This is a genomic window from Kineococcus terrestris (assembly GCF_041020755.1).
In the GTDB taxonomy this organism is placed as follows: Bacteria; Actinomycetota; Actinomycetes; order Actinomycetales; family Kineococcaceae; genus Kineococcus; species Kineococcus terrestris.
The window spans coordinates 1-20,372 of sequence record NZ_JBEUEI010000031.1; the positions used below are offsets into that span (position 1 = coordinate 1).

Annotated in this window: 17 protein-coding genes; 12 read left to right on the forward strand and 5 right to left on the reverse strand. The window is 77.4% G+C overall.

From position 1 onward, the window contains the following. Positions 1-433 precede the first annotated feature (433 nt). Positions 434-1,165: a GtrA family protein gene (locus tag AB8M62_RS16200; protein ID WP_369070206.1), complete on the forward strand. Its 732-nt coding sequence runs from the start codon at positions 434-436 to the stop codon at positions 1,163-1,165. Here the strand turns inward: AB8M62_RS16200 and AB8M62_RS16205 are convergent. Continuing rightward, complete coding sequence (locus AB8M62_RS16205) at positions 1,079-1,978, reverse strand: biotin--[acetyl-CoA-carboxylase] ligase (RefSeq protein WP_369051984.1); 900 nt, start codon at positions 1,976-1,978, stop codon at positions 1,079-1,081. The two genes, AB8M62_RS16200 and AB8M62_RS16205, sit on opposite strands and share 87 nt — an antisense overlap. A 152-nt stretch (positions 1,979-2,130) precedes the next feature. On the opposite strand from AB8M62_RS16205, the gene AB8M62_RS16210 reads away from it, so the two are divergent. From AB8M62_RS16210 to AB8M62_RS16225, 4 genes are all read left to right on the forward strand, one after another. After that, a complete protein-coding gene (locus AB8M62_RS16210) occupies positions 2,131-3,189 on the forward strand; it encodes an iron-siderophore ABC transporter substrate-binding protein (RefSeq protein ID WP_369070207.1) in 1,059 nt (352 codons plus the stop codon). 33 nt (positions 3,190-3,222) lie between these two features. After that, positions 3,223-4,887 carry a DUF885 domain-containing protein gene (locus AB8M62_RS16215; RefSeq protein ID WP_369070209.1) on the forward strand — a complete coding sequence of 555 codons (1,665 nt, stop codon included), beginning with the start codon at positions 3,223-3,225 and terminating at the stop codon, positions 4,885-4,887. Positions 4,888-4,991: 104 nt separating this feature from the next. Beyond that, positions 4,992-5,669, forward strand: coding sequence for a Maf family protein (locus AB8M62_RS16220; protein WP_369051981.1), 678 nt, complete (start codon positions 4,992-4,994; stop codon positions 5,667-5,669). Positions 5,670-5,809: 140 nt separating this feature from the next. After that, entirely contained in the window at positions 5,810-7,672 is a 1,863-nt protein-coding gene (locus tag AB8M62_RS16225) for an acetyl/propionyl/methylcrotonyl-CoA carboxylase subunit alpha (protein ID WP_369070230.1), read from the forward strand. Positions 7,673-7,708: 36 nt separating this feature from the next. On the opposite strand, the gene AB8M62_RS16230 is transcribed toward AB8M62_RS16225, so the two are convergent. From AB8M62_RS16230 to AB8M62_RS16240, 3 genes are all read right to left on the reverse strand, one after another. Further along, a complete protein-coding gene (locus AB8M62_RS16230; RefSeq protein ID WP_369070211.1) occupies positions 7,709-8,347 on the reverse strand; it encodes a trimeric intracellular cation channel family protein in 639 nt (212 codons plus the stop codon). A 280-nt stretch (positions 8,348-8,627) separates the two neighbouring features. Continuing rightward, positions 8,628-9,236, reverse strand: coding sequence for a hypothetical protein (locus AB8M62_RS16235; protein WP_369051979.1), 609 nt, complete (start codon positions 9,234-9,236; stop codon positions 8,628-8,630). Then, the gene (locus AB8M62_RS16240) at positions 9,233-12,091 is read right to left on the reverse strand and encodes a fibronectin type III domain-containing protein (RefSeq protein WP_369070213.1); all 2,859 of its coding nucleotides are present in this window, start codon (positions 12,089-12,091) and stop codon (positions 9,233-9,235) included. Before AB8M62_RS16240 ends, AB8M62_RS16235 begins: the two co-directional genes overlap by 4 nt. 416 nt (positions 12,092-12,507) lie before the next feature. On the opposite strand from AB8M62_RS16240, the gene AB8M62_RS16245 reads away from it, so the two are divergent. Genes AB8M62_RS16245 through AB8M62_RS16260 form a run of 4 tightly spaced genes read left to right on the forward strand, consistent with a single transcriptional unit; the run spans position 12,508 to position 16,697 of the window. Further along, entirely contained in the window at positions 12,508-12,951 is a 444-nt protein-coding gene (locus AB8M62_RS16245; RefSeq protein ID WP_369051977.1) for a hypothetical protein, read from the forward strand. A 7-nt stretch (positions 12,952-12,958) separates the two neighbouring features. After that, positions 12,959-14,476, forward strand: a complete 1,518-nt coding sequence (locus AB8M62_RS16250) for a DUF3492 domain-containing protein (RefSeq protein ID WP_369070214.1) — start codon at positions 12,959-12,961, stop codon at positions 14,474-14,476. Beyond that, entirely contained in the window at positions 14,473-15,810 is a 1,338-nt protein-coding gene (locus AB8M62_RS16255) for a hypothetical protein (RefSeq protein WP_369070215.1), read from the forward strand. The genes AB8M62_RS16250 and AB8M62_RS16255 overlap by 4 nt, the downstream gene beginning before the upstream one ends. Continuing rightward, complete coding sequence (locus tag AB8M62_RS16260) at positions 15,807-16,697, forward strand: endo alpha-1,4 polygalactosaminidase (protein WP_369070216.1); 891 nt, start codon at positions 15,807-15,809, stop codon at positions 16,695-16,697. Before AB8M62_RS16255 ends, AB8M62_RS16260 begins: the two co-directional genes overlap by 4 nt. Positions 16,698-16,743: 46 nt before the next feature. On the opposite strand, the gene AB8M62_RS16265 is transcribed toward AB8M62_RS16260, so the two are convergent. After that, complete coding sequence (locus tag AB8M62_RS16265) at positions 16,744-17,130, reverse strand: universal stress protein (RefSeq protein WP_369051973.1); 387 nt, start codon at positions 17,128-17,130, stop codon at positions 16,744-16,746. 146 nt (positions 17,131-17,276) lie between these two features. On the opposite strand from AB8M62_RS16265, the gene AB8M62_RS16270 reads away from it, so the two are divergent. The 3 genes from AB8M62_RS16270 (at position 17,277) to AB8M62_RS16280 (ending at position 20,363) form a co-directional block, all read left to right on the forward strand. Next, on the forward strand, positions 17,277-18,257 hold the full coding sequence (locus AB8M62_RS16270; RefSeq protein ID WP_369070217.1) for a Bug family tripartite tricarboxylate transporter substrate binding protein: 981 nt from the start codon (positions 17,277-17,279) through the stop codon (positions 18,255-18,257). 107 nt (positions 18,258-18,364) lie between these two features. Continuing rightward, the gene (locus AB8M62_RS16275; protein WP_369070218.1) at positions 18,365-18,847 is read left to right on the forward strand and encodes a tripartite tricarboxylate transporter TctB family protein; all 483 of its coding nucleotides are present in this window, start codon (positions 18,365-18,367) and stop codon (positions 18,845-18,847) included. A 10-nt stretch (positions 18,848-18,857) separates the two neighbouring features. Then, positions 18,858-20,363: a tripartite tricarboxylate transporter permease gene (locus AB8M62_RS16280; protein WP_369070219.1), complete on the forward strand. Its 1,506-nt coding sequence runs from the start codon at positions 18,858-18,860 to the stop codon at positions 20,361-20,363. Positions 20,364-20,372 lie beyond the last annotated feature (9 nt).

Consider the following 20,372-nt stretch of genomic DNA (forward strand, 5'->3'; position numbering starts at 1 on the left):
CGTGATCATGGACGGGTGAACGTTCACCCGTCCGTGATCACGGCACCGGAGGGCTCAGGTTCGCACGTAGAGCGACGATGGGATCACGGAAACAGGACGATCTGGTGGGCGGTCCGCTTCCCAGGTGCCACCCGGGCGTCCCTGCGCGAGGCTGGCACCGCGTCGGCGACCGCGGCGCAGCCCCAGGGAAGGGACTCGGGTCAGTGCTCACCGTCATCGCGTGCGTGGTGCTCGTCACCGCCGGCATCGTCGGCGCCATGAAGATGGAGGACCGCCTCGAGCCCTCGCGCTCGCGCAAGCGCCGCTGAGCGGGCGCGTCGTCCCCCGCGGTCCACAGGCGGATGGGTCACACTCGCTGACCGCGTCCCGACCGGGCCGCGCGGCGCTCGCGGGCGCCGCGGACGACGAGCAGGACGGAGCGACGCGCACCGTGGTGGGAGACGCCGGACCCGAGGGCACCCGGACCGACGGCACCGGGACCGACGGGGCGGGGCAGCGGCCCGGCCCGCGGCGCGGGCTGGTGCAGCGGCTGCGCGGCACCTACGAGGTCCTCGCCCGCGAGGCCGCCAAGTTCGGCGTCGTCGGCGCCCTCGCCTTCGTCGTCGACACCGGGACCTTCAACCTGCTGCGCTTCGCCGGGCCCGACGGCGTCGGCGTCCTGCACCACAAGCCGCTGACCGCCAACGGGATCGCGGTCGTCGTGGCCACCGTCTTCGCCTGGCTGGGCAACCGCTACTGGACGTTCCGGCACCGCCGGCGCGCCGCCGCGGGCCGCGAGCTGCTGCTGTTCGCGGTGATGAACGCCGTCGGCCTGCTCATCTCCGTGGCCTGCCTCGGCTTCACCTACTACGTGCTGGGGCTGCGCGGGCCCGTGGCGACCAACGTGTCCGCCAAGGGCGTCGGCCTGGTCCTGGGCACCCTGTTCCGCTGGTGGGCCTACCGCCGCTTCGTCTTCGTGCAGGAGCTGGCCGACGAGGTCGAGGGGGAGGTCGACCCCGCCCGGCGCGGGGACGGCGTGCAGGACACGTCCGGACGCGGCCCACGCGACGGTGACCCGCCCGCGGGCTCGCCCGGCGGATCAGCGGGCGGGTCGGCCGGCGGCGGGGCGGACGTGGACGACGTCCCCGGCGGCCACCGCCGTCCGGGCTCCGCCGCCGCCCGCTGAGGCGTCCGCGACCACCAGGCGCCCGTCGGCGTCGACGTCCTCGGCCCGGCCGGTGAGCACCGTCCCGTCGGGCAGGTGCACGCGCACGTCGGCACCGAGCGTGGCGCACGCGGCGCGGTAGTCCGCCAGCAGCCCGCGGGCCGCGGGGTCGCCGCCGGCCGCGGCGAAGGCGTCCAGGCGCGCCCGCAGCGCGCGCAGGTACCGGCGCAGCACGGTGTCGCGGTCGGTGCTGCCCGCGCCCGCCAGCGCCAGGGACGTCGCGGGGACCGGGGCGGCCTCCCGGCCCGCCGCACCGGACGGGTCCGGCGGGGGCGGCAGCTCGTCGCGGCGCTGGGCGACGTTGATCCCCGCGCCGAGGACGACGACGTCGCCGCGGACCTCGGCGAGGACGCCGCACACCTTGGCCGGGCCCCCGTCCGTCTCCAGCAGGACGTCGTTGGGCCACTTCAGCCGCGGGCGCAGGTCGAGCGCGCCCAAGGCGTCGGCGACGGCCAGCCCGGTCAGCAGCGGCAGCCACGACCACCGCTCGCGGGGCACGCCGTCGGCGGCGGGGCGCAGCAGCACCGAGACGGCCAGCGAGGAGCGCGGCGGGGCCTGCCAGGTGCGGCCCAGCCGGCCGCGCCCGCCGCTCTGGTGGTCGGCGACGAGGACGGTGCCCGCGGGCGCGTCCGGGCGCGCCAGCAGGTCGGCGTTGGTGGAGCCGGTGGTGGCGACGGCCTCCAGCGCGCTCCAGCCGCCGGGGCCGACGAGGGCGCGGCGCAGGGCCCGCCCGTCCAGCGGCGGGCGGTCCAGGTCGGTCCAGGCACCGGGCACCCGGCCAGCCTAGGCGGGTGCGGCGGACCCCCGCCGTCGACGGATGAGGTGAGCCTGTCCTACCCTCCTGCCCTACGCTGTCCGGCGTCGGCGCCACCGCCCGACCCGCGCCGCGCGTCCCTCGCACCCCCGCCCCGAGAAGGAGCCCGTCCGTGGCCCTGCACGCCTCCCGCCGCACCCTGCTGCTCGCCGCCCCGCTGGCCGCCCTCGCGACCGCCACGGCCTGCGGCAGCGACGAGACCACCACGGGCACCCCGGGCGCCGGCGGCTCCGCGCCCGCCGAGGCCACCGGCTTCCCCGTCACCGTCGAGCACGCCCTCGGCACCGCCGAGATCCCCTCGGCCCCGCAGCGGATCGTGTGCGTGGGCTGGGGCTCGCAGGACGTCCTGTGGGCGCTGGGCCTGCAGCCCGTGGCCGTCCCCGAGGTCACCTACGGCGGCCTGGAGGACGGCACGTACCCGTGGTGGGAGGGGCACTTCGACCCGCAGACGACCACGTTCATCGCCAGCCCGGACTCCGGCGAGCTGCCGATCGAGGAGATCGCCGCGCAGCAGCCGGACCTCGTCCTCGGCGTCTACTCCGGCATGACGCAGGCCGAGTACGACGCCCTCAGCCAGATCGCCCCCACCGTCGCCTACCCGAGCGCGCCGTGGCAGACCAGCTGGCAGGACCAGGCGCTGCTCGTGGGCCGCGCCGTCGGCCGCGAGGAGGACGCGCGCACCCTCGTCGAGGACACCGAGGCCGACCTGGCCGCCCGCGGCGAGGAGAACCCGGAACTGGCCGGCAAGACGGTCGCGTACGTGTCCCCGACGACCGAGTTCCTGTACGTCTACCTGCCCGGCGACAGCCGGGTCGACCTGCTGCACGACCTCGGCCTGGAGGACGCCCCGGGCGTCACGACCCTCGGCGAGCAGGTCGACGCCTTCTACACCGAGGTGTCCAAGGAGAACGTGCGCGACATCGACTCCGACATCGTCATCGGCTACGGCCTGCCCGAGGCCGAGTTCACCGCCGACCCGGTCTACTCGACGATGCCCGCGGTGGCCTCCGGGGCGGTGGCCTGGCTGGAGGACGAGTCGCTGGTCTCGGCCACCTCGGCCACGGTGCTGAACCTGCCCTGGCAGCTGGACCGGCTGGTGCCGCTGCTGGCCGACGCGGCCGCGGCCGCCGACGCGGCGGGCTCGACGGGCACGGCCGCGCCCGCCTCCTGACCCGGCGCCCCGGGGGCCGCCTAGGGTCGGCGCGTGAGCAGCGCGCGCCGACCCACCGCCCTGGACGCCGTCGCCGAGCGGCACCTGGAGCGCCAGCTGCGGCTGCAGCCGGCGCTCGCGCTGTCGCTGGGCGCGCCGGACGCGGCGCCCGGGCTGGGCGACCGCTCGCCCGCGGGCCTGGAGGCCCTGGCCGACCTGTCCCGCGCGACGCTGCGCGAGGTCGCCGCCACCCCCGTCGCCGACGACGTCGACCGGGTCACCGCGGCCGCCCTCACCGAGCGGCTGTCGCTGGAGGTGGCGCTGCACGAGGCCGGCGAGACGCTGGGCGACCTCAACGTCATCGCCAGCCCCGTGCAGGACCTGCGGATGGTCTTCGACCTGCTGCCCACCGGCACGGCCGGGGACTGGGCGGACGCGGCCGCGCGGCTGGCCGCCGTCCCCGACGCCGTCGCGGGGTACTGCGCGTCGCTGCGCGAGGCGGCCTCGCGCGGGCGGGTGGCCGCGCGCCGGCAGGTCGTCGAGTGCGCCGCCGAGGCCGACCAGCACGCCGCTGCCGACGGCTTCTTCCACGCCTTCGCCGCCTCGGCCACGGACGTGCCCGACACCGTGCGCGCCGACCTGGCCGCCGGGGCCGCCGCCGCGGCCGGCGCCTACGGCGACCTGGCGCGGGTCCTGCGCGAGGAGCTGCTGCCGCTGGCCCCCGAGGCGGACGCCGTGGGCGCCGACCGCTACCGGCTGTGGTCGCAGTGGTTCCTCGGCGCGCGCGTCGACCTGGCCGACACGTACGCCTGGGGGCTGGCGGAGGTCGAGCGCGTGCGCGCCGAGATGGCCGCGGTGGCGCGCGAGGTCTGCGGATCGCCCGACGTGGCGGCCGCCGAGGCCGTCCTCGACGCCGACCCGGCCTGCCTCGTGCACGGCGCGGCGGCCTTCCGCGACTGGATGCAGGAGCGCTCCGACGCCACCGTGGCGGCGCTGGCGGGCACGGCCTTCGACGTGCCGGGGGAGGTGCGCGTCCTGGAGTGCCGCATCGCGCCCACGACGTCGGGCGGCATCTACTACACGGGCCCCAGCGAGGACCTGACCCGCCCCGGGCGGATGTGGTGGGCCGTGCCGCCGGGGCAGACGACGTTCAGCACGTGGCGCGAGGCCACCACCGTCCACCACGAGGGCGTGCCGGGCCACCACCTGCAGATGGGCGTGACCGCCGCGCGCCGCGACGTGCTGAACCGCTGGCGGCGCTCGGGCTGCTGGGTGTCCGGGCACGGGGAGGGCTGGGCGCTGTACGCGGAGCGGCTGGCCGGTGAGCTGGGCCTGCTGCGCGGGCCCGGCGAGGTGCTGGGGATGCTCGACGCGCAGCTGCTGCGGGCGGCGCGGGTGGTCGTCGACCTCGGCGTGCACTGCGGGTTCACCGCCCCGGCCGCGGCCGGCGGCGGCGCGTGGACGTACGGCGCGGCGTGGGAGTACCTGCGCGCGAACTGCGGCGTGCACGACGACGTGCTGCGCTTCGAGCTGAGCCGCTACCTGGGCTGGCCGGGGCAGGCGCCCTCCTACAAGGTCGGCGAGCGGCTGTGGTCGCAGCTGCGCGAGGGGGTGCGCGAGCGCGAGGGCGCGGCCTTCGACCTGCGCGCCTTCCACCGCCGCGCCCTGGACCTCGGTTCCGTCGGCCTGGACGTCCTGCGCACCGCCCTGCTCCCCTGACGCCCTCCCCCGCACCCCGCCGTGATCTTGCAGGGATTCCCAGCGAGATCACGGAGGGTGGGTGCTGGAGGAGGGACGTCCGCGGGGGCTGGGAGGATGGGGCCGTGCCGACGATCGTCCTCGCCTCCGCCTCCCCCGCCCGCCTGGCGACGCTGCGCTCGGCGGGCCTGGACCCGCACGTCGTCGTCAGCGGCGTCGACGAGCCGGCCGTGGTGGCCCGCTACGGCGTCACCGACGCCGAGGACGTGTGCCTGGTCCTGGCCCGCGCCAAGGCCGAGGAGGTCGCCGCCCGCGACGACCTGCCGGAGGACGCCCTCGTCGTCGGCTGCGACTCCGTGCTGGAGGTCGCCGGCCCGGACGGCCCGCAGGTGCACGGCAAGCCGGCCGACGCGGACCAGGCCGTCGAGCGCTGGCGCGCGGTGCGCGGGCGCAGCGGTGTCCTGCACACCGGCCACTGGGTCGTCGACGCCCGCGAGGACGGCTCCGGCGCCACGCTCGGCGGCGTCGCCTCGGTGACCGTGCACTTCGCCGACGTCACGGACGAGGAGGTCGCCGCGTACGTCGCCACGGGCGAGCCGCTGGCCGTGGCCGGCGCGTTCACCCTCGACGGGCTCGGCGGGGCGTTCGTGCGCGGCGTCGAGGGCGACCCGCACGCCGTCGTCGGCATCTCGCTGCCGATGCTGCGCGAGCTGCTGCGCGAGGCCGGCGTGGTGTGGACGGACCTGTGGCGCCCCGAGCTGCGCGCCGGCGCGACGGCGGGCGCACCGGGCGGCGGGCAGTAGTCTCAGCCGTCGCCCCACCGCCAGCCCCGCTGCAGCCCCACCCCGCAGACGAACCCGCACGGAGACGCCGCATGACCTCCCCCGAGCCGAGCACGCCGCGGACGGACGCCCAGGGCACGCCGCTCGTGGCGCCGGGGGCGGTGACCAAGGTCCTCGTGGCCAACCGCGGGGAGATCGCCGTCCGGATCGTGCGCGCCGCCCGCGACGCGGGCACCGCCTCCGTGGCCGTCTACTCCGAGGGCGACCGCGACGCCCTGCACGTGCGGATGGCCGACGAGGCGTACGCGCTGGGCGGCACCTCGGCGCGCGAGTCGTACCTGGACATCGGCAAGATCATCGACGTGGCGCTGCGGTCGGGCGCCGACGCCGTGCACCCCGGCTATGGCTTCCTGTCGGAGAACGCCGACTTCGCCCGCGCCGTCCTCGACGCGGGCCTGACGTGGATCGGCCCGCCGCCGTCGGCCATCGAGGCCCTCGGCGACAAGGTCTCCGCCCGCCACCTGGCCGCGCGCGCCGGCGCCCCGCTGGTCGCCGGCACCGCCGACCCGGTCTCGGGCGCCGACGAGGTGCTGGCCTTCGCCGACGAGCACGGCCTGCCCATCGCGATCAAGGCGGCGTTCGGCGGCGGCGGGCGCGGGCTGAAGGTGGCGCGCCGGCGCGAAGAGGTCGCCGACCTGTACGCCTCGGCGGTGCGCGAGGCCGAGGCCGCGTTCGGGCGCGGGGAGTGCTTCGTCGAGCGCTACCTGGACCGCCCCCGGCACGTCGAGACGCAGGTCCTGGCCGACGCCCACGGCGGCGCGGTCGTCGTCTCCACCCGCGACTGCAGCCTGCAGCGCCGGCACCAGAAGCTCGTCGAGGAGGCGCCGGCGCCGTTCCTGAGCGCCGAGCAGGACGCCGAGCTGCGCCGCGCATCGCTGGCGATCGTCCGCGAGGCCGGGTACGTGGGCGCGGGGACGGTGGAGTTCCTCGTCGCCGCCGACGGGACGCTGGCGTTCCTGGAGGTCAACACCCGCCTGCAGGTGGAGCACCCGGTCACCGAGGAGGTCTCCGGCATCGACCTGGTCCTGGAGCAGTTCCGCATCGCGCGCGGCGAGCCGCTGGGCTACGACCGCGTCGAGACCCGCGGGCACTCCATCGAGTTCCGCGTCAACGGCGAGGACCCGGCGGCCGGCTTCCTGCCGCGCCCGGGCAAGCTGACGCGCTTCTCGCTGCCCTCGGGCCCGGGCGTGCGGGTGGACACCGGCATCGACCCGCGCACCGCGGCCGTCAGCGGCGGCGTGGAGGTCTCGCAGGACTTCGACTCGCTGCTGGCCAAGCTGGTGGTGACGGGGGCGACCCGCGAGCAGGCGCTGGCCCGCGCGGCGCGCGCCCTGGAGGAGTTCCAGGTCGAGGGCCTGCCGACGGTGCTGGACTTCCACCGCGCGGTGGTGCGCGCACCGGCGTTCGCGTCGGCGTCGGCGGAGGGCTTCTCCGTGCACACCCGCTGGATCGAGACGGAGTTCGACGCCTCGCAGCTGCCGGGCGCCGGCGCGCACGAGCCGGGCGGGGACCTGGGCGGGCACCGGGAGACGATCGTCGTGGAGGTCGCCGGCAAGCGGCTGGAGGTGTCGATCCCCGTCGAGCAGCTGAACGCCCAGCTCTCGCGCGCCGGGCACGACATCTCCCGCGCGGGCGCCGCGGCCGGCAGCGCCATCGCGCGCGCCTACCGCAGCACCACGCGCAGCGGCCGGGGCCGCGGCGGGCGCGGCAAGCGCGAGCAGCAGGGCGGCGGTTCGGCCGCCAACCCGCAGGCGCTCGTGACGCCCATGCAGGGCACCATCGTGAAGATCGCCGTGGCGGACGGGGACCAGGTGGCCCAGGGCGACCTGGTCGCGGTGCTGGAGGCGATGAAGATGGAGCAGCCCCTGACGGCGCACCGCGCCGGCACCGTGCGCGGGCTGACCGCGAAGGCCGGGGACACGACGACGACCGGCAGCGTGCTCTGCGAGATCGTCGACGAGTGACACCGGACGGCCCGGGGACCCCGGGCGCCCGGCGCGTCAGTCCAGGTCGCGCGGCGAGGTGAGGGTGGCGCGCGGCGCGTGCCAGCCGCGCACGACCCCGGCGATGCGCAGCGCCGCGCACGCGCCGGCCCCCGCGAGCGCCGGCACGAGCGGGTCGGCGCCCGCCTCCACCCCGGCGACGACGACGACCGCGCCGAGCATCGCCGGCACCGCGTAGAGGCCGCCGGTGAGGATCGAGGGGACGCGGCGGACGAGGACGTCGCGGATCGTGCCGCCGCCGACGCCCGTGAGGCAGCCCAGCAGGACGGCCTGACCGGCGCCGACACCGGCCTCGAGGGCGATGAGCGCTCCGGTGACGCAGAACAGCGAGAGCCCCGCGGTGTCGAACAGCAGCAGCGGCCGCGTCAGCCGGGCCAGGACGCGGTGGCCGGCGAACGCCAGGAGGGCCCCCGCGGTGGCGGTGGCCAGGTAGTACCAGGTGCGGAAGCTGTTGGGCGGCAGGTTGCCCAGCAGCACGTCGCGCAGCAGGCCGCCGCCGATGGCGGTGACCACGCCGAGGGCGACGACGCCGAACAGGTCCAGGTGCGCGGCCCGCATGGCCGTGAGCGCCCCGTCGAGGGCGAAGGCGAAGACGCCGAGCAGGTCGAGCAGGAGCAGCAGGTGCAGGGAGCTCACTCCCCCACCCTGCCGCACCCCCGCGCCGCCCCCGCGCCACCTTCCACCCGCCTCCCGCCTCCCGCCTCCTCCGTGATCTTGATGGTAATCCCAGCAAGATCACGGGAGGGTCGTGGCCGCCGAGGCGCCAACGGTGATCATGGACGCGTCCAGGCCGGACGCATTCATGATCACCACTCCCACGGGCAGCGGGGTCGACCCCCTCCGCGCCAGCACCCCGCCGTGATCTCGCTGGGTTTCCCAGCGAGGTCACGGCGGGGTGGTGGGTGAGCGGGTGGGGTCAGCAGGCGTCCCAGCGCCACTGGCCGGACTCCAGCGTCCAGCGTTCCCCCGCCACGTCGTGGCCGGGGACGGCGTAGCCGTAGTCGACGCGGGCGCTGGTGCCGTCGACGCGGGCGTCGAGGGCGACGACCTGCGCGACACCGCCGACCTCGGCGGCGCGGGCCCGCACGTCGTCGGCGTCCACGACGGGCGCGCAGCGCGCGGACACGAGCGCGAGGGCCGTGGCGGCGTCCCCGGCCAGCACCGCGTCCGAGCGCCAGCGCACCGCCGTGTCCAGGTCGGCCGTGGTGTCCAGCGGCGCGGTGACCGCGGCGGGCACCACGTCGGCCGCTACGTCCGCCGCGGGGGCCGGCGCCTCGGCGGCGGGCGACCCCGGGGCCGCGGTGGTCGCCGGGCCCGCCGCAGCGGTGGTCGCCGGGGCGGTGGTCGCCGCGGGAGCGGGAGCCGCCGTCGTGGCCTCGGGAGCACCCGCCGGGGCGGTGGCCGGGGCGGTGGCGGTGCCGGGAGCCGCGGCCGGCCCGGCGGGCGGGCCGGCGCTGCAGGCCGCCGTCGTCGCCGCGGCCAGCGCCACGACGACGGCGGCGGCGCTGCGGCGCAGCCCGCTCACTGGCCGATCACCAGGTTCGAGCGGGCGGAGGCCGCGGAGGTGCCGGCCGCGTTGACCGCCTGGACGGAGAACCGGTAGGTGCCCGTGCGCGGCAGCGGGACGTCCAGCGACCGCGCGGTCGCCGGCACGAGCGCCGGGTGCACGACGGTCTCCACGACGCGGCCGAACAGGTCGACGCGGTGCGCGGTGACCCGGTAGCCGGTGACGGGCGAGCCGCCCGTGCTCGTGGGCGCCGACCAGCGGGCCGTCGCGGTGACGGCACCGCCGAAGCTCCCGGAGGAGGCGAGCCCGATGGCGGGGGCGCTCGGCGCGGTGGCCGCGGTGACGACGGCGGAGCGCGCGGAGACGGCGCCGGCGCCGGCGGCCGTGAGGGCCGTGACGTCGAAGCTGTACGAGCGGCCGTTGGTCAGGCCGGTCGCGGTGAGGCCGCGGGCCGTGGCCGCGACCGTCGTGGTCGCCTGCAGCGTCGTGGTGCCGGCGTCGTAGCGGCGCACGCGGTACCCGGTGATCGCCGCGGTGCCGGGCTGCGCCGGCGCGTTCCAGGTGACGGTGGCGGAGCGGTCGCCGCCGCGGGCGCCGGTGACGGCCGGGGCGCCCGGCAGGACCGGGGCCGTCGGCGTCGCGGTCGGCGTCGCGGTCGGGGTGACCGTCGGCGTCTCCGTCGGGGTGGCGGTCGGGGTGGCCGTCGGCGTCGGGGTCACGGTCGGCGTCGCGGTCGGGGTCGCCGTCGGCGTCGGGGTCTCCGTCGGCACGGGGGCCACCGGGGTGCCGACGTAGCCGCCGCGGGCGGTGGCGGGCACGGCGACGACGGTGTCGGTGGCCGGGGCGCTGAACCAGCCCGAGCGCTGCCCGCCGTAGCTCTCGAGGGCGACGGAGGAGGTGGCGGTACCGGGCACGGTCAGCGGGACCTGCGTGCCGGCCGGGCCGCTGACGTGGACGCCGTCGTCGTCGAGGTAGGCGCTGACGCCCTGCTGGGCGGCGGCCCAGGCGCTCTGGCGGGCGAGGGTGTCGCGCTGGCCGGTCAGCGACAGCCGCACGAGCGGCGCGTCGGCGGTGTGGCTGGCGCGGTACTGCTCGGCGATGCCCTGCACGACCGGGTACAGCAGGCCGTCCTCGGCGAGGTTGGACTGGTGCGCGTAGAAGGAGCGCGGGTCGTTGGTGAGGACGCGTCGCAGGGCGTTGCGGACCTCCAGCGGCGCGAGGTAGTTCTCGAAGCTGGCCCTCGCCGCGGCGGGCGAGGAGGCGTCGAGCGGCGCGATGCAGGTGGTGGTGAGGGGGTTGTCCTCGCAGATCCCGGAACCGCCGTCGGCGCGGGAGGTGTAGTACCAGTTGTACTCGTCGATCTGGTCCTGGTACGTGCCCGCGTTGTAGTAGACGTTCATCGGGTACCGCGGCACGGTGGTCGCGGCGCCGACGGGACGCTGCTGCGCCTCGCGGGAGGCGTCGGAGGCGATGCTCGTGACACCGACGCGGGCGAGCGCGGCGGCCAGGAACGGGTTGTCCTGCGGCTGCTGCGGGGCGGTGCGCAGGCCGGAGTGCTCGCCGGTGACGAGCTCGGAACCGTCGACCGTCAGGCCCTTGGCGCGGCCCCAGTCGAGGTTGCGCTGCAGCTGGTCGACGATGAAGTCCTCCGACGCCCAGTACGTCCCGCCGCTCTCCTGCCCGGCGATCTCGGCGTCCTGCCGGGGCTGCTGGGTGGGCGAGGTGGCGCACGTCCAGGTCTGGCCGCTGACGGTGGGCGCGATCTGCAGGCAGCCGAGGTAGGGGTGCGACCAGGTGTGGTTCACCCACGGGAACTGGTCCTTGGCGGCGAGGAACGCCGCCGTGAGCGGGTCGCCGGCGCCCGCCTGCTCGCTGCCGAACCCGTTGTAGACCATCGTCAGCTGCAGGCCGGTCTCGCGCTGCCAGCGCACGAGGCGGTCGACGTCGGCGGCGGTCATCCGGATGTCGGTGGTCGCGACGGCCGGGTCGACGCAGTCGTCGCCGGGGGTGCAGTTCCCGGGGACGCTCCAGCGGCTGTCGGCGAGGAACACGTCGTCGACCTGGACGTCGAGGTAGGCGCGCTGGTGGCCGAGGTGGATGCCGCGCGTCATCCAGGAGACGATCCCGTGCGAGACCGTGGAGTACCACTGCATGGAGGGGTTGTAGGCGGCGGCGACCATGAGCTGCTCGCGCCCGCCCTCGGCCAGTTCCCACGCCAGCGCGCCGGAGGCGGAACCCTTGGTGGCGGTGACGATCGGCGTGACCTCCTGGCCGGCGGCCGCGCCGGACAGGTCGGCGAGGTAGCCGTAGGTCTCGGTGACGGCCGGGTCGACGTCCTCGACGCTCAGCGGCCCGGACAGCGCGGAGAACCCGTCGGCGCGCGCGGCGTCGGTGACGCGGGCGGCGGCGCCGTCGAGGGCGCCGGCGTAGACGGCGGTCCCGCCGGTCCCGGTGCCCGGGTAGACGTAGGCGTTGACCTGGCGGACGCCGTGGGCCTTCTCGTAGGCGGCCAGGGCGTCGAGCTCAGCGGCGCTGACACCGGCGGGCGCGGCGTTGGGCAGGACGACGGCCTGGAACCTCGCGGTGCCGGTGGCGGCGTCGCGCAGGAACGCGTCGTCGATGGCGGGGCGGTTCGCGGCGCCGGCGTCGACGAGCGTGAACGGCACGCCCTCGCGGGTCAGGGTGTCGGCGATGGCCTGCGTCGACGGGTCGCCCGTGGTGACGACGAGGACCCGCAGCGCGACGCGGGTACCGGCGGCGTGCGCGGGCAGGGCGGTCAGCTGGGGGCCGAGCAGGCCGGCCGCGACGAGCGCGGCGGCGCCGGTCGCCCGGGCGCGGCGGCGGCGGCGCGCGGGGCGGGTGTCGGGTCGCACGGGTTTCCTCCTCGGGACGGGCACCGGCGGTCGGGACGAGCCGGGGACGTCGCCGACAGTAGGTTTCCTCACGGCCCGTCACCTGGGCGCCCGGGTGCAGCACCCCCGTTCGGCGCAACGGTTGCACTCGGTCGCCACGACCGGGCCCGCGGCGGTGACCCCGGGAACGGCGGGAGCCGCCGGCGCCGTGCGCCGCACCGGCCTGGACGCGCTGCACCGCAGCGTCCTTCACCCAGCGCACCGGTTCACCCGCCGAGCGCAACCGGGCGGCGCACCCGTGTGACGCGGCGCCGGGACGCTGGGAACTCCTCGTCACCGCGCGTAACGTCGAGGTGGCGCGGACGGGGGGTCCGCGGCGCGGCGGGGAACCGCCGGGGTTCCCGTGCAGCAGTGCGCGGTCGACACGGAGGTGCTGGGTGTCCGGTCGGTGGTGGCAGCGTTCCGGCGGTTCGGCGGAGGAGCTGGAGGGCCTGCGGGAGGAGGTCGCCCGGCTCACGCAGGAGAACCTGCGGTTGCGGATGGAGCAGCAGCGGCCGGCGGGCCTGCACCACGTGCAGCGCCAGATCGCCCGGCACGCCGCGGCGGGCGGGGAAGCCGCCGAGCGCGCCGCGGCGCGCGAGGAGGCCGCCGACGAGGCCGTGCACGCCCTGGCCCAGGCCGAGACCGCCCGGCGCGCCGTCCTGGACGTCCTGGACTCCCTGGTGGTGGCGGCCGGGCAGATGCAGCGGCAGCTGACCGAGGGCGTCCCGCTCGCCGAGCTGGACCGGCGCGTGGTGGACCGCCGGTCCCCGGGCCGGGTCGGCGACGGCCGCGCCGCGGGCACCGTCCCGGAGCGCCGCCTCGACCCCGCCTCCCGGTGAGGCGGGCGTGAGCGCGAGGACGTCCCGGCCGCGGGTGGCGCTGCTGACCGAGGGCACCTACCCGTTCGTCGTCGGCGGGGTCAGCACGTGGTGCCACCAGGTCGTCACCGGCCTGCCGGAGTTCGACTTCGAGCTGGTCGCCGTCACCTCCCCCGAGCTGGAGGAGGCGGTGTTCCGCCTGCCGCCGAACGCGCGGGTCGGCGCCCACCTGCAGCTGTGGGGCCCGCGCGCGCCGCGCCGCGCCCCCGGGGCTCCCCGGGCCCCCCGCGCGCGGCGCCCGCAGCTGGGCGCGGAACTGCTGCGCGGCCTGCTCGGCTGGGACGTCGCCCCCCTCGACGTCGTCCCGGCCCTCGTCTGGTGCCGGCAGCACCCCGAGCGGGTGGTGCCGACGTTCCGCGCCGCGGCGACGTGGACGGCGTTCCTGGCGGCGCTGGAGGAGCTGGCCGCCGAGCGCCACCCGGACGCCGGCGAGGTGCCGCCGCTGGACGTGCGGCACGCCCTGGAGCTGTACGCGACGACGTCGTGGCTGGCCCGCACCGCCGCGGAGGCGACCCCGGACGCCGACGTGTCGCTGGTGACGGCCGCCGGGTGGGCGGTGCTGCCCGCCGTCGTCGACAAGGCCCTGACGGGCCGGCCGGTGCTGCTGTCCGAGCACGGCGTCTACGTGCGCGAGGCGTACCTGGCGGCGGCCCGCTCCTCCGACGGGCCGGCGCAGCGGTTCACCGCGACGCGCCTGGCGCGCGGGCTGGCGCGCCTGACGTACGCGGTGGCCGACGTAGTGTCCCCCGTCACCGCGGCGAACGCGGCGTGGGAGGAGCGGCTGGGCGCCGCGCCCGGGCGCATCGTGCCCGTGCCCAACGGCGTGCCGGCGCCGGGGGAACCGGCGCCCGCGCCGCGCACCTGCACGGTCGTCAGCGTGGGGCGCATCGACCCGCTCAAGGACGTGGCGACGATGCTGCGGGTGGCCGCGGAGGTGCGCCGCCGCGTGCCGGGGGCCAGGTTCCTGCACTACGGTCCCGTCCCGCCCGGGCAGGAGGCGTACGCGCGCGGCTGCCGCGAGCTGCACGCCGCGCTGGGCCTGGAGGGCGCGTTCGAGTTCCGCGGTTCCACGAGCGACCCGACGGGCGTGGTCCGCGACGCGGACGTGGTCCTCATGACGAGCATCTCGGAGGGGTTCCCGATGGCGGTGCTGGAGGCGCTCTCGCAGGCGCGGCCGGTCGTCACGACCCACGTCGGCGGGGTGCTGGAGGCCGTGCTGGGCGCGGGGGTGACCGCCGCGCCCGGTGACGTGGCCGGGCTGGCCGACGCCGTCTCGACCCTGCTGCGCGACCCGGAGCTGGCCGAGCGCCTCGGCCGGCGCGGGCACGCCCGCGTGCGGCGCAACTTCCCCCAGCAGCGCTGCCTGGACGGCTACCGGTTGCTGCTGGGCGAGCTGGTGGGCGCGCGCGCCGCCGTGCCGGTCCCCGCCGCGGCAGCCGGTCCCCGCGAGCTGGTCGGCGCCGGCGCGACGGGGGGCGCGTCGTGAGGATCACCGCGGACCAGGCCGGCGCGCGCGTGCTGGCCGGGCTCGGCCGCCACCCCCAGGACGCCCTGGAGGCGGCCGTGGTGCTGGAGGCGTGGGGCGGGCTGACGGCCCGCACGTCGCTGCCGCTGGCCTCCGGCGCGGTGCGCGGCGCCCCCGCCGCCGGCGAGGGGGCCCCGCCGCGGCGGGTGCGCCCGGTCCGCCGCGAGCGCGACGGCGACGACCCGCGCCGCACCCGCGAGGTGCTGGGGCTGCTGGCGACGCTGCTCGCGACGACGGCGTGGTTCGCCCCGCTGTCGGAGGCGCTGGGCCGGGACGTGGCGGCCCGCTCGTGGGCGCTGGCGCTGCCGCTGGCCCTGGGGGCGCAGTGGGCGCTGCGCCGCCGGCACCTGAGCACGCCCGGCGGGCTGGGCCGGCTGCGCCGCGACCGCCCCCTCGTGGTGACCGGCGCGCTGCTGGCGCTGCTCGTGCCGCCGGGGCTGCTGGTGGCGCCGGAGCTGGCCCTGCCGGGCGCGCTGCTCGTCACCTGGGTGGGCGGCATGGTCGTCGTGGTGCGCGGCTGGGGCCTGCCCTACGCGGGGGCGCTGGTGCTGGCGACCGCGGCCGCCGCCGCGGGCGTGCCGGCGGTGCTGGACGTGCTGGCGGTGGTGCTGGTGACGGCGGCGGCCGTGGTGGCGGCCGTGGGCACGCTGCCGGTGCCGAAGGAGGGGCCGGTGCCGTGGGGCCGCAGCCTGCTGGCCGGGGCGCTGGGCGCCGGCACGGCGCTGCTGGTGGTCCTGGACCCGGCCGTGGAGTGGTCGGGGCAGCAGCCGTTCCCCGTGGTGGCGCTGCTGCCCTCGCTGCTGGGCGGGCTGGCCGCCAGCCGGCGCCTGGACAGCGTGTGGACGGTGCTGGTGGCGGCGCTGGCGGTGACGACGGTGCAGGAGCGCGCGGCGGCCCGGCCGCGGCTGGCCCGCGTGTTCGCCCGGATCGTCGCCGGCGCCACCGCCCGGCTGCTGCTGGTGGCCGCGGTCTGCTCGGCGCTGCTGCTGGCGGTGCTGCAGGCGCTGCCCGGCCCGGGCGCGCCGGTGCGCGAGCTGGTGCCGCTGCTGGCGGGGCTGGCCGCGTTCGGCCTCGTCGGGTTCCTGGCGGGGCTGCTGGAGACGTTCACGCGGGCCGTGGGCGCGGTGCTCGTCGTGGCCGCGGCCCTGGCGGGGTCGAGCGCGGCGGCGCTGACCGGGCTGGTGGACGTCGTGCCGGGCCTGCTGGTGGCCGCGGCGGCCGCCTCGGCGGCGGCGCTGGTGCCCCTGGCGCGGCTGGTGCGCCACCCCGACCGCACGCTGGCGACCGCGCTGTGAGGCGCCCGGCGCTCGCCGCGCTGGCCGTGGCCGCCCTGCTGCCCCTGTCCGCCTGCTCCCCGGGAGGTCCCGTGTCCCCGCCCAGCCCCCCGGCGTCCGCGCCGGAGCCGACCGCCTCCTCGACCGACCCCGCCACCGACCCCGCCACCGACCCCGCCACCGGCCCCGCCGCGGGGCAGCGCTGGGTGCCCGCGCCCGGCACCACCTGGCAGTGGCAGCTGACCGGCGACCTCGACCTGACGGTGGACGCGCAGGTGTACGACGTCGACTGGCAGACCCCCCGCGCGGTCGTGGACCGCCTGCACGAGCAGGGCCGGCGCGTCGTCTGCTACGTCAGCGTCGGCACCGTCGAGGACTTCCGCGACGACGCCGCGGCGTTCCCCGCCGGGGTCGTCGGCGAGGCGCTGCCGGACTGGCCGGACGAGCGCTGGCTCGACGTGCGGCGCCTGGACGTCCTCGGCCCGCTGCTGCGGGCGCGGTTCGACGCCTGCCGCGACGCGGGGTTCGACGCCGTGGAACCCGACAACGTCGACGCGTACGCCAACGACAGCGGTTTCCCGCTGACCGCGGACGACCAGCTGCGGTTCAACCGCTGGGTGGCCGCCGAGGTGCGCGCGCGCGGGATGTCGGTGGGCCTGAAGAACGACCTGGACCAGGTCGCCGACCTCGTCGGCGACTTCGACTTCGCCGTCAACGAGTCGTGCCGCGTGTACGACGAGTGCGCTGCGCTGCAGCCGTTCGTGGACGCCGGGAAGGCCGTGCTGCACGTGGAGTACGTCGAGGACGTCAGCGAGGAGGAGTTCCTCGCCGAGCCCGCCGCGCCGGGGTTCTCCTCGGTGCTCAAGGACGGCGACCTGAGCGCCTGGCGGGTGCTGCCGCGGGGCTGACCCCCTCCGGCGCCCCGCCGGCGCCCCGCCGGCGCCCCGCCGACGCTCAGGCCCGGCGGCCCGCCTTGACGACGAGCACGGGCACGTCGGCGCCCAGGACGATCCGCTGCGCCGTGCTGCCCAGCAGGAACTTGCCCACCGGCGAGCGCCGCCGGGTCCCCACGACGACCAGCTCGGCCCCCGCGCCGGGCACGGCGTCCAGCAGCGCGTCGACCGGGTCCTGGTGCTCGGGCCGGCGCAGCACCTGCGCCGACGGGGGCGCCGGGTCGAGCGCGGCCACGGCGCGCCGCGCGGCCTCGCCGTGGTCGTCGCGCTCGCTGAGGTCCAGCACCGCCAGCGGCAGGTCCCGCAGCCTCGCCTCGGCCGCCCCCCGCTCCAGCGCCGCGGCGCCCTCGTCCGTGCCCGACCAGCCCACGAGGACCGTCACCGCCACCACTCCCTCTCCACCGGCGCGCACGGGCGCCGCCCGGCGCCTCCGCGGGTATCGTGCGCGCCCGGACGCCGCGCGTCGACACGTCGCGGCGACGTCCGCGCCACCGCCCGACGGCGGGACGTGAGCCGCTCGACGAGGAGGGTCTCGTGCACCAGCGCGTCAAGGGCGTCGTGGGGGTGGCGCTGCTGGTCCCCCTGGTGCTGCTGGCGGCCTGGGACGCCCGCAGCACGGGCACGCTGTCGGGGGCGCGCAGCGGGCTGACGATCATCGCGCCCGCCTCACCGGGCGGCGGCTGGGACACCCTGGCCCGCCAGCTGCAGGCGGCCATGCGCGAGGCGGGCGTGGTCACCAACCCGCAGGTGGTCAACGTCCCCGGCGCCGCCGGCACCATCGGCCTGGCCCAGCTGCAGGAGATGGGGGGGCGGGGCGACGTGCTGATGGTCACCGGCACCGTCATGGTCGGCGGCGTCGAGATCAACGACAGCCCCGTCGGCATCGACGACGTCACGCCGATCGCCCGCACGACCGACGACTACGAGGTCCTCGTGGTGCCCGCGGACTCCCCGCTGCGCTCGGTGGACGACCTCGTGGCCGCCTGGCGCGAGGACCCCGGCGCGGTCGCCGTCGGCGGCGGTTCGCTGGGCGGCACCGACCAGCTGCTGGCCGCCCAGCTCGCCCTGGCCGTGGACGTGCCGGCCACGGAGGTCAACTACATCGCCTACTCCGGCGGCGGCGAGGCGATCCAGGCGCTGCTGTCCGGTGCCAGCGACGTGGGCATCAGCGGCTGGAACGAGTTCGCCGACCAGGTCGAGGCCGGCACGCTGCGCGCCCTGGCCGTCTCCGCGCCCGAACCGCAGCCCGAGCTCGGCGTCCCGACCCTGTACGAGCTCGGCTACGACGTGCACCAGGGCAACTGGCGCGGCCTGCTGGCCCCGCCGGGCCTGGACGAGGAGGACCGGCAGGAGCTGACCGACATCGTCACCGAGACCCTCGCGACGCCGGAGTGGCGCGAGACCCTCGAGCGCAACCGGTGGGTCGACAGCCAGCTCGTCGGCGAGGAGCTGACCACGTTCATCGACGAGGAGGTCGCCCGGGTCCGGGCGATCCTCGAGGAGGCCGGCCTGTGAGCACCCCGTCGCCCGCCCCGTCCGCCGCGCACGAGCCGTCCGGGCCACCCGGGGCACCGGCGGCCCCGCGGCCGGCGCCGCCGGGACCGGCGCGCGGGTCGTTCGCGATGGCCGCCGTCGTGACGGCCTTCGCCGTGTACCTGACCCACGGGCTCCTCGTCATGGACGTGCGCGAGGGCGGCGACGGCGGCCCTGGCCCGCGGTTCTTCCCCCTCCTCGTGCTCGTCCTCGCCTGGGTCGTGGTGGCAGGCCTCGCCCTCGACGCCGTGCGCGAGCGCCGCCGCGCCCACCGGGAGGTCCGCGCTGTCGGGGACGGCGCTGTCGGTGACGGGGACGAGCCGGGCACCGCGCCCACCGACTGGCGGGCGGTGGCCCTGGTCGCGGCCACGTTCGCCGTCTTCACCGCGGTGCTGGTGCCGCTGGGCTGGCTGGTCGCCGGGACGTGGCTGTTCTGGGGCACCGCGCAGGCGCTGGGCAGCCGGCGCCGCCTGTTCGACGCCGGCGTCGCGCTGGCCGTCGCCTCGGTCGTGCAGCTGGCGTTCGGGGCGGGCCTCGGCCTGAACCTGCCCGCCGGGCTGCTGGGGCTGTAGGGGAGCGCGCGTGGACGCCCTCGCCGACCTCGCGGGCGGTTTCTCGACCGCCCTGTCCCCCGCCAACCTCCTGTGGGTCTTCCTCGGCGCCCTGCTCGGCACCGCCGTCGGCGTGCTGCCCGGCCTCGGTTCCTCGATGGCGGTGGCGCTGCTGCTGCCGGTGACGTTCGCCCTGGACCCGACCGGGGCGCTCATCATGTTCGCCGGCGTCTACTACGGCGGGCTGTTCGGCGACTCGATCACCGGCATCCTGCTGAACACCCCCGGCAACTCCTCGGCCATCGCGGCCACCTTCGAGGGGCACCGGATGGCCCTGGACGGGCGGGCGCCGCAGGCGCTGGCGGCCTCGGCGATCGGCGCCTTCACCGGTGGCCTCATCGCCACCACCGTCGTCGCCCTCGGGGCGCCCGTGTTCGCGACCCTGGCCTCGGCGTTCGGGCCGGCGGAGTTCTTCGCCCTCACGGCGTTCGCCTTCGTCGCGACGGCCTTCGTCGTCGCCGACTCCGCGCTCAAGGGGCTGGCGGCGCTGGTGATCGGCTTCACGATCGGGGTCGTCGGCATCGACAGCCAGACCGGCACGGTCCGGTACACGCTGGGCGTGCCGCAGCTGTTCGACGGCGTCGGCATCGTCGTCATCACGGTCGGGCTGCTCGCCCTCGGGGAGGTCCTGCACGTCGCCTCGCGCTCGCGCTGGCGCAGCGGGGACCGGCTCGTCGCCGTGCGGGGGCGCCCGTTCCTGTCGCGCGCGGAGTTCCGCGAGGCGCTGCCCGCGTGGCTGCGCGGCACCGCGTTCGGCGTGCCGTTCGGCGTCGTCCCCGTCGGCGGCTCGGAGGTGCCGACCTTCCTGGCGTACGGGACGGAGCGGCGCCTGGACGCCCGCCGCCGCCGGCCGCAGTTCGGGCGCGGCGCGATCCGCGGGGTCGCCGGCCCGGAGGCCGCGGGCAACGCGACCGCCGGCACCGCGATGGGGGCGCTGCTCGCGCTCGGCCTGCCGACGTCGGCCACCGCGGCGATCCTGCTGGGCGCCTTCCAGCAGTTCGGCATCCAGACCGGCCCGCTGCTGTTCCAGCGCGCCGGGGACCTGGTGTGGGCGCTGATCGCCAGCCTGTTCATCGGCCTGTTCGTGCTGCTCGTGCTGAACCTGCCGTTCGCGCCCCTGTGGGCGAAGCTGCTGCTGATCCCCCGCCAGTACCTGTACGCGGGCATCGCCGTCTTCGCCGGGCTCGGCATCTACGCCTCCGCCGGCTCGGTCGTCGACCTGTGGCTGCTGCTCCTGCTGGGCCTGCTCGGCTTCCTCATGCGCCGGCACGACGTGCCCCTGGCGCCGGTGCTCATCGCGGTGATCCTCGGCCCGCTCGCGGAGACGAACCTGCGCAACACCCTGGCCATCAGCCAGGGCGACCCCGCGGCGCTGGTCGCGAGCCCCGTGACGGTCGTCGTCTACGCGCTCCTCGCGCTGGCCGTGGCGCTGGCCGTGGCGGGCCAGGTGCGGCGGCGGCGCAGCGCCGACGTCTGAGGGACCCCG